We start from the raw sequence: 13,232 nt of genomic DNA, 5'->3' as shown, positions 1-13,232 counted from the left end.
CGTGCTGGCGCTGCTCGCGCTTGCCGCCGTGTTTGTGGCACTCGGCGTGTGGCAGGTGCAGCGGCTGGCGTGGAAAACCCGGCTGATCGCGCAGACCGATCGCGCCGTTCATGCAGCGCCCGTCGATCCGGCCGCACTGCCGCCGGGCGAGCTGATGCCCTATCGCCGCCTCGCCGTTACCGGGCATTTCCTTCCTCAGGCGACGACGCTGGTAACCGGCACGTCGGAGCTTGGCACCGGATACTGGGAACTGGTACCGTTGGCGAATGATCGCGGGGGCACGGTGATGATCAATCGGGGGTTCCTGCCGCAGGGCAGCACGATCGCCGCGGCACGCGCTGCGGTTCCTGCCGGACCCGTCCATATCGAGGGTTTGCTGCGCCCGACCGAGCCTGGCGGAACGTGGCTGCGCGCCAATCAACCGGCGCGCGATCGCTGGTATTCGCGCGATGTCGCTGCAATCGCGGCGCGGCGCGGCGTGGTGGTGGATCCGCGCCTGTTTATCGACAGCTGGCAAGCGCCCGTGCCGGGCCAGCCGGTCGGCGGCCTGACGATCGTGGCGTTTCCCAACAGCCATCTCGGCTATGCGCTGACCTGGTTTGCGATGGCGCTGATGGCGCTGGGCGGGGCGGTCGTGACCGGGCGCCGGCAATGACCGACGTGCCGGCCTATCCCGCCGCCAGCGCGCGCAACATGGCATTGCTGGTGCAATTGCGCTGGATGGCGGTGGTCGGCCAGCTGGTCACGATCTGGTTTGCCGGCCAGATACTCGGTATCGCACTGCCGCTGCCGGCGCTGGTCGCGATCCCGGCGCTGCTTGCGCTGGTCAATGCCGGCACCCTGGTCCTGGCGCGCGGGCGCATGGGGTTCAGCCATGCCGAACTGATCGGCGCGCTGATGCTCGATGTGATCGCGCTGACCTGGCAATTGTACCTGAGCGGCGGCACGACCAATCCCTTCACGTTCCTGTTCCTGTTGCAGATCGTGATCGGCGCGATCGTGCTGCCGCCGCGTCGCAGCTGGATCATTGCCGGCGTGGCGGTGCTGTCGGTCACGCTGCTGTCGTTTATCGCCGATCCACTCGCATTGCCGCCGCGCCTGCGTGCCGATCCGCTGCGTCTGTATCTGGCCGGAGGCTATGTCAGCTTTGTGCTGATCGCGGTCCTGCTGGTGTTTTTCGTCATCCGCATCGATTCGAACCGGCGCAGCAGCGATGCCGCGCTTGCGCATATGCGCCAGCGTGCCGCCGAAGAGGATCATATCGTGCGCATGGGGCTGCTTGCGTCGGGCGCGGCACACGAACTGGGCACACCGCTCGCCACGATGGCCGTGCTGGTGCGCGACTGGTTCAAACACCCCGCCCTTGCCGGGCGGCCCGATCTGGTCGAGGACCTGCATGACATGGAAACCGAACTGCTGCGCTGCAAGGCGATCGTCAGCGGCATCCTGCTGTCGGCGGGCGAGGCGCGCGGGGAAAACCCGCGTGTGACCACGGCCGATGCCTTCATGCGCGAGATTGCCCGCGAATGGAGCGCGCGCAGCGGCGGCGCAGTGCGGCTGACCAACCATATCGAGCGCGATGCTGCCATCGTGTCGGACCCGGCGCTGCGCCAGGTGATCAGCAATGTGATCGACAATGCGCTCGATGTATCGCCCGCGCATGTCGAGATCATCGCCGCGATCGCCGCGCAGCACCTGGTCATGACCTTTCGCGACCAGGGCCCCGGGTTTTCCGACGACATGCTTGCACGGATCGGGCGGCCCTATACCTCGACCAAAGGTCGCCCCGGCGGCGGCCTCGGGCTGTTCCTGGTGTTCAACGCGGTGCGCAAGCTGGGTGGCGAAGTGACCGTGCGCAATCGTCCGGAGGGCGGCGCCGAAGTGTTGCTGTCGATCCCGCTCGGCACGATCGCGGCCGGCGCATGACGGACACGCCGCGCCTCGTGATTGTCGAGGATGACCCCGCCTTTGCGCGCACCCTGCGGCGCAGTTTCGAACGGCGCGGTTATGTGGTCGACCATGTCGCCAGCCCGGGCGACCTCGCCACGCTGCTGACCACCGCGCAGTTCGACTATGCCGTGGTCGATCTGAAACTGGGCAGTGCCTCGGGCCTGACCTGCGTGCCGATGCTCCGCGCGGCCAGTGCCGATCTGCGCATCGTCGTGCTGACCGGGTTTGCCAGCATCGCGACCGCGGTCGAGGCGATCAAGCTGGGCGCCAGCCACTACCTGGCCAAACCTGCCAACACCGACGACATCGAGGAAGCCTTTGGCCGCGCGGTTGGCGATCCGTCGGTGCCGGTCGAGACCCGCAAGACCTCGATCAAGACCGCCGAATGGGAATATATCCAGGCGACGCTGGTCGAATGCGATTTCAATGTGTCGGAGACCGCGCGGCGGCTGGGCATGCATCGGCGCACTTTGGCGCGCAAGCTGGAGAAGCGGCCGCTGCGGTAAAGGGGCCTCCGGCGGGCAAGGGCCATTGCCCTTGCATACCGTTTCTGTGCTTGCGCATCACTGCGCGCACGGCAAAGAGAGCGCCATGGACGAAACCTCATATCCGTCGGCGTCGCTGTCGCATCAACGCTTTTACCAGGCCGAGCAAGAGGCCGATTTTGTCGAAGGCCACGCCAACACGTCGCCCCAGCAGAAGGATCCGGCGTATCGTCTGGCCTATAGCGATACCGACTTCCTGCTGCGGCAGGAATTGCGGCCGGTGCGGTTTCAGCTCGAGTTGCTCAAGACCGAGATGCTGCTCGATGAAGCAGGGATCGCCTCGACACTGGTGATGTACGGCTCGGCACGGATACCCGCGCCCGACCACGCGCAAGCAACGCTCGATGCCGCGACCACGCCCGAGGCGCGCGCAATTGCCGAGCGGCTGGTCGCCAAGTCGAAGTATTATGATGAGGCCAGGGCGCTGGGCGCGCTGGCGGCCAGGGCCAATGTGATCGGCAGCAATACGCTGGACAAGGGCAGACGGCATTTCGTCGTGTGCTCGGGCGGCGGGCCGTCGATCATGGAGGCGGCCAATCGCGGCGCGGCGGAGGCGGGGGCGGAAACGATCGGGCTGAATATCACGTTGCAGCACGAACAGGCGCCAAACCGCTATGTGACGCCGCACCTGTCGTTCCAGTTCCACTATTTCGCGCTGCGCAAGATGCATTTCCTGCTGCGCGCGCGCGCGGTCGCGGTGTTTCCCGGCGGGTTCGGCACCTTCGACGAATTCTTCGAACTGCTGACGCTGATCCAGACGGGCAAGATGCAGCCCATTCCGATTTTGCTGTTCGGCGGCGAATATTGGGACCGCGTGATCAATTTCCAGGCGATTGCCGAGGAAGGGCTGATTTCGCCCAAGGACCTCGATCTGTTTCACCGGGTCGAGACGGCGGCCGAGGGCTGGGCGCGGATCGTTGACTTCTATGCGCTGGAAACGGGTGACTAGGCGCGTTTTTCGATCATCCCGTTCAGCGGCCACGGTATGCACAAATCGTATCTTGCTCGTCATTCCCGCGGACGCGGGAATCCAGACTGAGCGCCAAGTGGTGATATCTGCGTTTGACGCCAAGCCTGGATTCCCGCGTCCGCGGGAATGACAAGGAAAATAAAGCGTTGAATTTAGGACGATTTTCAACACATGTGAGATGTGTGAATTGCGTGGTCCTCGGGAAAGCGGGCGGTCCTGATTCAGGGTTCGCGCACGAACCGTTTGGGCCAGTCGGCGTCGGGGGCGGCTTTCAGGGTCGCGATTTCGTGTTCGATGCGGGCGGCGCGGCTGTGCCAGCCGCCGTGGGTCAGGTCGATGTTGAACGGGCCGATCAGTCGCGCAATCACCTGGGCCTGCAGGGCGATCGCCGCTTCGGGCGGATAGCCGGCGTTCGCAAGCAGCCAGACGGACAGGCGGTCGGCCTCGTGTTCGGTGCGGCGCACGACGGCCATCGCCTTGTTGCTGGCTTCGAGCTGGGTCTGATGGTCGAGCACGGCGTGCGCCATTTCGTGCGCGATCAGCGCGGCGATCAGGTCGGGGTCGCCGTGCGCTGCGTCGAGGTAATGTCGGCCGAGGCGGATTTCTTCGCGGTTGGCGCTGGCGTAGCTTTGCTGGTCGTCGACTTTGACCGTGACCTTGCAGGCCGGGACAGCGACAATGTGCACGGTGCGGGTTTCGGTGCCGGGGCGGGCCCCGGGACCAGACAGCGTCAGGTCGACGTGGCCATCGCGCGCGGCGTCGTCATCGAGCATGGCCTGTGCCGTGTGCCAGCGGGTAAACGGCGCGTCGTGATCCGGCGCGGGCAGTGCCGACATGCGCCGCCCATCGATCGCCATGACCGTGGCGTTGACGGGAACGGCGGCACCTGGCCCGGTTGCGGCGATGGCGCCGATATAGATATCGCCGGTCAGGCCATAGGTGCTGCGCACCAGCGCAGGCTGGGCATAGACCGCGGTGTCTTCGAGCTGAATACCGGTTTGTCGCGTGACATGCGGGCAATAGCGCGCATTGCCCGTTTGCAGGCGCCACGCAGCCGACAGCGCCTGGCTGTCATCGCGTTCCAGATCGTCGACGGGCTGCGCGCACGCGGGCGTGGCAATGCCCACCAGCAAAGCCAGCGCCAGCAACTGCGCCTTCACGGATGGAAATGCCGCACAGTCGAGGGCGGGCTCTTGGCATGCAGTGGCTTGCCGCGGGTCGGTCGGTCGGTCAGTTCGCCGCCGCAATTGGGGCAGCGATCGTCGAGTTCCTCCGCGCATTCGGCGCAATAGGTGCATTCGAACGAGCAGATGAACGCGCCGGGCGCTTCTGCCGGCAGGTCCACGCCGCACTTTTCGCAATCGGGGCGCATCTCGAGCATCGCAGAAAGTCCTTACGTTGCCTTGCGCACGGCGGCGCAGATCCGTTCGACGACGGCAGCGACCTGGGTTGCGTCGTCGCCTTCGGCCATGACGCGGATGACAGGTTCCGTGCCCGATGGCCGGATGACCAGCCGGCCGATGCCGGCCAGTTCGGCTTCGGCCTCGGCGATCACTGCGACGACCTTTTCGTCTTCGAGCGGTTTGCCGCCGGCAAAGCGCACATTGCGCAACAGTTGCGGCACTGCATCGAAGAGGTGGAGCGTTTCGCTGGCGGGCTTGCCGCTGGCGACGAGCGCCGCCAGCACTTGCAGCGCGGCGATCGTGCCGTCGCCGGTGGTGCTGTGGTCGGTCAGAATCATGTGGCCCGACTGTTCGCCGCCGACATTGTAATCGCCGCTGCGCATCGCCTCGAGCACGTGGCGGTCGCCGACGGCGGTGCGGATCAGGTCGAGCCCGCGCGAATTGAGGAAGCGTTCGAGCCCCAGGTTCGACATCACCGTGGCAACGACGCCTTTGCCGCGTAACTGGCCCTGCTCGGCCATGCGGCTGCCGATCAGCGCCATGATCTGGTCGCCGTCGACGGTGTGGCTTTTTTCATCGACCACGATCAGGCGGTCGGCATCGCCATCGAGTGCGATACCGATATCGGCGCGCACTTCGCGCACTTTGGCCTTGATCGCGTCGAGATGCGTCGATCCGACGGCCAGGTTGATGTTGCGGCCATTGGGCTCGACCCCGATCGCGATGACTTCGGCGCCCAGTTCCCACAGCACCGAGGGCGCGACCTGGTACGCGGCGCCATTGGCGCAATCGAGCACGATGCGCAGGCCGTCGAGCCGGACATCATGCGGCAGGCTGGCCTTGACCGCGTGGATATAGCGCCCGCGCGCGTCCTCGATGCGGCGCGCGCGGCCGACCGCTTCGGCATCGGCGAGCGGCAGGTCGTCCTCGAGCATGGCCTCGATCGCCAGTTCGGCATCGTCGGACAATTTGTAGCCGTCAGGGCCGAACAGCTTGATACCGTTGTCTTCGAACGGATTGTGGCTGGCCGAAATCATCACGCCGACATCGGCGCGCATTTCGCGCGTCAGCAGCGCGATCGCGGGCGTCGGCATCGGCCCGAGCAGCACGACATCCATGCCGACGCTGGTAAAGCCGGCGGTCATCGCGTTTTCGAGCATGTAGCCCGACAGGCGGGTGTCCTTGCCGATCACCACGCGGTGGCGGTGTTCGCCGCGCTGAAAATAGGTGCCGGCGGCCTGGCCGACTTTCATCGCGACGGCGGCGGTCATCACGCCGGTGTTGGTACGGCCGCGGATGCCGTCGGTGCCGAAGAACTTGCGCGCCATGGTCAAACCTTTTTGTCGTGTCATGCAATTGCCAGCGCGTCATACATGACTAATCTAACCAGCGCATGAACCAACCCGACGCCCAAGGCAACGCGCCTCTTGACCACAATGCCGGGTCCGGCGGGTTTGTCCTGCCGCCCATCGCGCAAGTGCCGGCGGGGTGGACGTTCGCTGCCCTCACACTGGGCCTGGGCGGTGGATTGCTCCTGGCGTTTGCCGCGCCGCGGGCCTTGCCCGGCGTGCTGGCGGTGGCCGGGCCGGTGGGCGAATTGTGGCTGCGCGCGTTGCAGGCGACGATCGTGCCGCTGGTTTCGGCGCTGATCTTTACTGGCGTGTTCCAGACGGTGCGCACAGCGAGCGCGGGCGAGATGGCGCGGCGCAGCCTCGGCTGGTTTGTCGCGGTATTGGTGTTTGCGTCTGTGGTGGCATTGACGGTGCCGACATTCCTGCTGCGGGTTCTGCCTGTGCCCGCCAGCGCGGCAGCGGCCTTGCGTGCCAGTCTTGGTGGCGCGGTCCCTGCTACGTTGCCCGGTATTGCCGATTACTTGCGCTCGATCGTGCCCGCCAATGTGATCGATGCGGCGGCCAACGATCACATGCTGCCGCTGATCCTGTTCATGACCGCGTTTGCGCTGGCGGTGACGCGGCTGGTGCCGGCGCAGCGCGATCTGATCGCGCAGTTCTTTGCCGCGATTGCGGGCGCGATGCTGGTGGTGATCGGGTGGGTGCTGGCGCTGGCACCGATCGGCGTGCTGGCGCTCAGCCTGACGGTGGCGGCCAAAAGCGGCGCGGCGGCAGTGGGCGCGCTGGCGCATTATATTGTGGTGGTGACGGCATCGGGCGCTGTGGTGTGGCTGGCGGCCTATCCGTTTGCGGCGCTGGTCGCACGCCAGCCACTTGGGCGGTTTGCGCGCAATCTGGTGCCGGTTCAGGTGTTTGCGCTATCGACGCAGAGCTCGCTGGCGTCGCTGCCGGCGATGCTGGGCGCATGCGAGCGGCTGGGCCTGCGCAGGGCCACCGCCGAATTCGTGTTGCCGCTGGCGGTCGCGCTGTTTCGCGCGACCAGCCCGGCGATGAACCTGGGTGTCGTGGTGTATGTCGCGCATTGGTACGGGGTGCCGCTGACGCCCGGCACGATGGCGTCGGGCTTTGTCATGGCAATCCTGGTGTCGCTGAGCTCGGTCAGCCTGCCCGGCACGATCAGCTTTATCGCCTCGGTCGGGCCGATTGCGCTGGCAATGGGTGTGCCGGTGGCACCGCTCGCGTTGCTGGTCGCGGTCGAGGTGGTGCCCGACCTGATGCGCACGCTAGGCAACGTGAGTTTCGACGTCGCTGTGACGGCGGCGGTCGATCGTTTTGCACGAGGTAACGATCCGGACCCGGCTTAAACCGGATCCGGATCATGGCGGTTATGCCGAAGGGTATGTCCACAGCGCGCCGCTGGCGAAGTTTTCGCCGGCGAAGTCCCAGTTCAGATGGCCGTCGGTGACCTTTTTCAGGTAATCGGGGCGCACGTTCTTGTAATCGATGTAATAGGCGTGTTCCCACAGGTCGATCACCAGCACGGGTGTGCCCGACAGGTCGTTGTAGCTCGCTGCGTCATGCGTCTGTTCGACCGACAGCTTGCCGTCCTTGGCGACCAGCCACACCCAGCCCGATGCGAAATGCGCGGTGCCCTGTGCGACCAGTTCGGCCTTCAGCGCGTCGAACGAGCCGAACGAGGCGTCGATGGCGGTGGCGAGTTCGCCCGACGGCGTTTGTGCCGACGGGCTCAGGCTGTGCCAGTAGAACCCGTGGTTCCAGGTCTGTGCGCTGTTGTTGAACAACGCCTTGTTGCCGGTCTTCGTGGCGGCGGCGACGATGTCTTCGACGCTGGCATCGGCCAGGTCGGTGCCGGCGGTCGCAGCGTTGGTCTTGTCGACATAGGCGCGGTGATGCTTGCCGTGGTGCGTCTGCAGCGTGGTCGCCGAAATCACCGGGTCGAGCGCGTCGTCAGCATATGGCAGCGGGGAAAGGGTGATGGCCATGTTAGCTCCGTCGGTTGGAAGAGAATGCAGGCAGGTGACAGCTCGTGATCAATACGCCGCCTCGCGCCGCGCCCTGTCTGTACGCCTTGTTAACGGGTTTTCCAGCGCGAAGTTCCCATGACGCGGTTGCCGTCAAAAAGGGAAGCTGGCGGTGCCGGATATGTCATCCCGGCATTTCGACCGCGACCGCGTCGCCCGGATCGCGCAGGCGGCCGGGCTCAAACAGCGATTCGCCGAACAGGAAGCCGACGAGATTGGGGCGGCCGAGGTGATCGACCAGCGCCGAGAATGTCAGCAGGATCGGCACCGACAGCAGCGCGCCGAGCACGCCCCAGACCCAGGTGAAGAAACTGAATGAAATCAGGATCGACACCGGGTTTACCGTAAACCGCGCGCCCAGGATCGACGGGGTGACGACGTTTGCTTCCAGCGCATGCAGCGCCAGGAACGACAGCGCCGGGATCAGCCCGAGCGCAACGGTGTTGGCCGTGCCAAGACCCACCAGCGACAGCAGTCCGACCATTGACAGCGGGCCCATGTACGGCACGAAATTGAGCACGAACGCCAGGCCGCCCCACATGACCGGCGCGGCGAAGCCGAAATAGCGCGCGCCGACATAGACGATCAGCCCGACGCCCAGGTTGATCTGCGCCACGGTCAGGATGTAGCTCGCCACGCGGTCCTGCACATCGCGCATGACGCGCGCGATGCGCACCGAAGACGAGAAATTGGCGCGTTCCACCAGCAGGCGCCGGCGCATGCGGATGCGCGATTCGATCATGAAGAAGGTCATCAGGATCGTCAGCAGCACTTCGAGCGCGACGCTGGGCGTCGCCAGGGCCAGTTGCTCGATCATCGAAGGTCCGGCCAGCGCCACGACGCGGTTCGGGGTGCCGACCAGCGGCCCGCCCAGATGCGTGATCTGCCGGTTGAATTCGCCGATCCAGGCAAAGTTTTCGCGCAATTGCGCAAACCGCCGCGCAATCTCGCGCGCCATTGCCGGCACCTGGTCGACCATTTCGAATGCCGGTTGCAGGATGACCGCGAGCGCGATCACGATCACGCCGACCATCACCACGATCGCCAGGAACGAGGCGAGCATGTTGGGCAGGCCGATCCGTGTCAGCCGGTCGGCCAGCGGCGACAGCACGATCGACAGGATCAGCGCAGTCACCGGCGGCTGCACGACGACCGCGCACGACGACAGGATGAACGGCAGCGCCAGCGCGAGCCCGGCCATCAACAGCAGCACGATCATCGATTGCAGGCGCACCTGTTGCCGACGCAGGATCACGTCGTTCACGATCACGGTATCGCCGTCCGGCTCACCGGGTTGATAGTCCAATCCACCGGGCGTAAAGGGGATTGGCGGGTCCTGTTCTGCCATGCCCGCGGTTCTGGACCGGCCCGCCGCATGAGGCAAGCGGGAAGGATGCACGCACGGCGAGCGTCCCGAAATCGTCAAGCTGTCGTGCTTGACACGGCACCGGTGATACCGGATGGAATATTGCGGTGCAGCATTCGGGTGGAGCCAAGACGGCGCGGCGTTGACAGCGCGCAGGTCGGCGATGATTCCCGCCTTGCATGGGCCATGGTTCATAGGCAAGACGCGCCCCAATCGCGCATTAACGAGCATGGAGTTCCCGTTTGTCCGATCGTAAAGTCGCTCTGATCACTGGCGTCACCGGCCAGGATGGCTCTTATCTGGCAGAATTCCTGCTGGAAAAGGGCTATGAAGTCCATGGCATCAAACGCCGGGCTTCGCTGTTCAACACACAGCGGATCGACCATATCTACCAGGACCCGCATGAGGACCAGCCCAAGCTGAAGCTGCATTATGGCGACCTGTCCGACACGTCGAACCTGACGCGGCTGATCCAGCAGATCCAGCCCGACGAAATCTACAACCTGGGTGCGCAAAGCCATGTTGCGGTCAGTTTCGAAGCGCCCGAATACACCGCCGATGTCGACGGGCTTGGCTCGTTGCGCATTCTCGAAGCGATCCGCTTGCTCGGGCTGGAGAAAAAAACGCGTTTCTATCAGGCTTCGACATCCGAATTGTACGGGCTGGTGCAGGAGATTCCGCAGCGCGAGACGACGCCGTTCTACCCGCGGTCGCCCTATGCCGTCGCCAAGCTCTATGCGTACTGGATCACAGTCAACTATCGTGAGGCGTACGGCCTGTATGCGTGCAACGGCGTGCTGTTCAACCACGAGAGCCCGCGTCGCGGCGAAACATTCGTCACGCGCAAGATCACGCGCGGGCTGACGAATATCGCGCAAGGGCTGGAGCCATGCCTGTACATGGGCAATATCGACAGCTTGCGCGACTGGGGCCATGCCAAGGACTATGTCCGGATGCAGTGGATGATGTTGCAGCAGGATGTGGCCGAGGATTTCGTGATCGCCACGGGCAAGCAGTATTCGGTGCGCGAGTTCATTTCGTGGTCGGCGGCGCACCTGGGCATCACGCTGCGTTTTGAAGGCACCGGCGTCGACGAGGTTGCGGTGGTCGAGGCGGTATCGGGCGACGATGCGCCTTCGGTGAAAGCAGGCGATGTGATCATGCGCGTCGATGCGCGCTACTTCCGCCCGGCCGAGGTTGAGACGCTGCTGGGCGATCCGACGCGGGCCAAGGATAAATTGGGCTGGGTGCCGCAGATTACCGCGCAGGAAATGTGCGAAGAGATGGTCGCGGCCGACCTGATCGCCGCAAAGCGCCATGCGCTGCTCAAGCAGCATGGTTTCGACGTGCCCGTGTCGCTGGAAGGGTAATCCCAATGTCTCAGGGTAACGTGAACCCCCGGCGGATTTATGTCGCCGGGCACCGCGGCATGGTCGGCGGCGCGATCGTGCGCCAGTTGTCCGCACGCGGGGATACGCAGATCATCACGCGCACCCGTGCCGAGCTTGATCTGACCAGCCAGGCCGCAGTTGCCGCGTTCTTTGCCGCCGAACGCCCCGATGCGGTGATCCTGGCTGCGGCCAAGGTCGGCGGGATTCACGCGAACAACGCCTATCCCGCCGATTTCATCTACGAAAACCTGATGATCCAGGGCAACGTGATCCATCAGGCCTATGCCGCGGGGGTGCAGCGCCTGTTGCAGCTGGGATCGTCATGCATCTATCCGCGCGCAGTGCCGCAGCCGATGCGCGAGGATGCGCTGCTGACCGGCGTGCTGGAGCAGACCAACGAGCCCTATGCGATTGCCAAGATCGCCGGGATCAAGCTGTGTGAAAGCTATAACCGCCAGCACGGCACCGATTATCGCAGCGTGATGCCGACCAACCTGTACGGGCCGGGCGACAATTTTCATCCGGAAAACAGCCATGTGCTGCCCGCGATGCTCCTGCGGTTCCACGATGCGGTGCAACGCGGGCTGGGCCAGGTGACGATCTGGGGATCGGGCACGCCGCGTCGCGAATTCCTGCATGTCGACGATATGGCGGCAGCGTCGCTGTTCGTGTTCGACCTGGCGGCCGAGGCGTATCGCGCGCAGACCCAGCCGATGCTCAGCCATGTCAATGTCGGATCGGGCAGCGATGTGTCGATTTTCGAACTGGCCGAAATCGTTGCGCGGGTGACCGGGTTTGCCGGCGAAATCGTCACCGACCCGAGCAAGCCCGACGGGACGATGCGCAAATTGATGGATGTGTCGCGGCTGGATCAGATGGGCTGGCGCGCGACGATCGCGCTGGAACGGGGGATTGCCGAAACCTATCGCTGGTTTCTCGACAACCAGACGGCCTTGCGCGCCGCCTGATGGAATTCGAGCGCATGAATGTCCTGATCGTCGGGTTGAACTACGCGCCCGAGCCGGTCGGCATCGGGCCGTATACAACCGGCATGGCGCAGGCTCTGGCGGCGGCCGGCCACGGCGTCACGGTGGTGTGCGGCAAGGCGTATTATCCCCGCTGGGAACTGCATGCCGAACACCGTGCGCCGGGCGTGTTGCGCGCGATCGAGTATGGTGTGACGGTCGTGCGCGTGCCGCATTACATTCCGACCAAACCCAGCGGCGCCAAGCGGCTGGTGCATCACCTGACCTTCATGCTGCAGGCAATTCCGGCCGCCTTGCGCGCCGCGCGCCACAACCGCCCCGATGTGGTGATATGCATCGCCCCATCGTTGATTTCGGTGGTGGCGGCGCGGCTGGTGGCGCGGCGGACAGGTGCAAGGCTGTGGCTGCATATCCAGGATTTCGAAGTCGAGGCGGCGTTCGCCACAGGGTTGCTGCGCGATGGCGGCATGATGGCGCGGCTGGCGCGCGGGTTCGAACGGTGGAGCTTTGCCGCCACGCGGATCAGTTCGATTTCGCCGCAGATGTGCGCGCGCCTGGTTGCGGGCGGCGTTGCGCCGGAGCGCGTGATCGAATTTCGCAACTGGGCCGATATCGACACAATCCGCCCGATGACCGGGCCATCGGCGTATGCCGGGGAGTTCGGCATCACCACGCCCTATGTCGCGCTGTATTCGGGCAATATCGGCAACAAGCAGGGCATCGAAATCCTGATCGATGTGGCGCGATTGCTGGCGCATCGTACCGATCTGACATTCGTGATCGCGGGCGAAGGCGCGCTGCTGGCGCAACTTGTCGCCGCTGCGCAAGGGCTGGCCAATGTGCGGTTTGAACCTTTGCAGCCGCGCGAGCGGCTGACCGAACTGCTGGGACTGGCCACGCTGCATCTGTTGCCGCAATTGGCGGGCGCGGCCGATCTGGTGTTGCCGTCCAAACTGACAAACATGCTGGCATCGGGCCGGCCGGTGGTGGCCACGGCCAGCGCGGGCACCGGGCTGGCGCACGAATGCGAAGGCTGCGGCCTGGTGACCGAGCCGGGCGATGCGCCGGCTATGGCCGCCGCGATCGAAGCCCTGCTCGATGATCCCGAAGCGCGCGCGCGGTTCGGGGCAGAGGCGCGTTTGCGCGCAGAGGAACGCTGGTCCCGCGTGGCCATTCTCGATCGGTTTGAAACCGCGCTGCGCGCGTGTGTCGTGGCGGGATAATCGG

Annotated in this window: 13 protein-coding genes; 8 read left to right on the top strand and 5 right to left on the bottom strand. The window is 65.0% G+C overall.

The features are described 5' to 3' along the window. Position 1: 1 nt before the first annotated feature. From ACOOE2_RS17605 to ACOOE2_RS17590, 4 genes are all read left to right on the top strand, one after another. On the top strand, positions 2–655 hold the full coding sequence (locus tag ACOOE2_RS17605) for an SURF1 family protein (protein WP_420384279.1): 654 nt from the start codon (positions 2–4) through the stop codon (positions 653–655). Next, complete coding sequence (locus tag ACOOE2_RS17600; protein ID WP_420384278.1) at positions 652–1,926, top strand: ATP-binding protein; 1,275 nt, start codon at positions 652–654, stop codon at positions 1,924–1,926. The genes ACOOE2_RS17605 and ACOOE2_RS17600 overlap by 4 nt, the downstream gene beginning before the upstream one ends. After that, entirely contained in the window at positions 1,923–2,456 is a 534-nt protein-coding gene (locus ACOOE2_RS17595; protein ID WP_420384277.1) for a response regulator transcription factor, read from the top strand. Before ACOOE2_RS17600 ends, ACOOE2_RS17595 begins: the two co-directional genes overlap by 4 nt. Before the next feature lie 85 nt (positions 2,457–2,541). Next, positions 2,542–3,444 (top strand): LOG family protein, encoded by a 903-nt coding sequence (locus ACOOE2_RS17590; protein WP_420384276.1) that lies wholly within the window; start codon positions 2,542–2,544, stop codon positions 3,442–3,444. Positions 3,445–3,686: 242 nt separating this feature from the next. On the opposite strand, the gene ACOOE2_RS17585 is transcribed toward ACOOE2_RS17590, so the two are convergent. Genes ACOOE2_RS17585 through glmM form a run of 3 tightly spaced genes read right to left on the bottom strand, consistent with a single transcriptional unit; the run spans position 3,687 to position 6,196 of the window. Next, positions 3,687–4,625 (bottom strand): hypothetical protein, encoded by a 939-nt coding sequence (locus tag ACOOE2_RS17585; RefSeq protein WP_420384275.1) that lies wholly within the window; start codon positions 4,623–4,625, stop codon positions 3,687–3,689. Further along, positions 4,622–4,846, bottom strand: coding sequence for a DUF1272 domain-containing protein (locus tag ACOOE2_RS17580; RefSeq protein ID WP_420384274.1), 225 nt, complete (start codon positions 4,844–4,846; stop codon positions 4,622–4,624). Before ACOOE2_RS17580 ends, ACOOE2_RS17585 begins: the two co-directional genes overlap by 4 nt. Before the next feature lie 12 nt (positions 4,847–4,858). After that, a complete protein-coding gene (gene glmM / locus ACOOE2_RS17575) occupies positions 4,859–6,196 on the bottom strand; it encodes a phosphoglucosamine mutase (protein WP_420384273.1) in 1,338 nt (445 codons plus the stop codon). A gap of 65 nt (positions 6,197–6,261) precedes the next feature. Here glmM and ACOOE2_RS17570 point away from each other — a divergent pair, with 65 nt between their 5' ends. Further along, entirely contained in the window at positions 6,262–7,584 is a 1,323-nt protein-coding gene (locus ACOOE2_RS17570; RefSeq protein WP_420384272.1) for a dicarboxylate/amino acid:cation symporter, read from the top strand. A 21-nt stretch (positions 7,585–7,605) separates the two neighbouring features. Here the strand turns inward: ACOOE2_RS17570 and ACOOE2_RS17565 are convergent, their stop codons facing one another. Together ACOOE2_RS17565 and ACOOE2_RS17560 are read right to left on the bottom strand one after the other, a co-directional pair. Then, complete coding sequence (locus tag ACOOE2_RS17565; RefSeq protein WP_420384271.1) at positions 7,606–8,223, bottom strand: superoxide dismutase; 618 nt, start codon at positions 8,221–8,223, stop codon at positions 7,606–7,608. Between the two features lie 163 nt (positions 8,224–8,386). After that, positions 8,387–9,610 carry an AI-2E family transporter gene (locus ACOOE2_RS17560; protein WP_420384270.1) on the bottom strand — a complete coding sequence of 408 codons (1,224 nt, stop codon included), beginning with the start codon at positions 9,608–9,610 and terminating at the stop codon, positions 8,387–8,389. A gap of 260 nt (positions 9,611–9,870) precedes the next feature. Between ACOOE2_RS17560 and gmd the strand changes: the two genes are divergently transcribed. Genes gmd through ACOOE2_RS17545 form a run of 3 tightly spaced genes read left to right on the top strand, consistent with a single transcriptional unit; the run spans position 9,871 to position 13,228 of the window. Further along, positions 9,871–10,998, top strand: a complete 1,128-nt coding sequence (gene gmd / locus ACOOE2_RS17555) for a GDP-mannose 4,6-dehydratase (RefSeq protein ID WP_420384269.1) — start codon at positions 9,871–9,873, stop codon at positions 10,996–10,998. 5 nt (positions 10,999–11,003) lie between these two features. Beyond that, positions 11,004–11,987 (top strand): GDP-L-fucose synthase, encoded by a 984-nt coding sequence (fcl, locus tag ACOOE2_RS17550; protein WP_420384268.1) that lies wholly within the window; start codon positions 11,004–11,006, stop codon positions 11,985–11,987. Positions 11,988–12,001: 14 nt separating this feature from the next. After that, positions 12,002–13,228, top strand: coding sequence for a WcaI family glycosyltransferase (locus tag ACOOE2_RS17545; protein WP_420384267.1), 1,227 nt, complete (start codon positions 12,002–12,004; stop codon positions 13,226–13,228). The last annotated feature ends 4 nt before the right edge of the window (positions 13,229–13,232 follow it).

The sequence above is a fragment of the Novosphingobium sp. genome (genome assembly GCF_965214355.1).
Classification (GTDB): Bacteria; Pseudomonadota; Alphaproteobacteria; order Sphingomonadales; family Sphingomonadaceae; genus Novosphingobium.
Note: the sequence above shows the minus strand (reverse complement) of the source record. Positions and strands in the feature narration are given on the sequence as shown.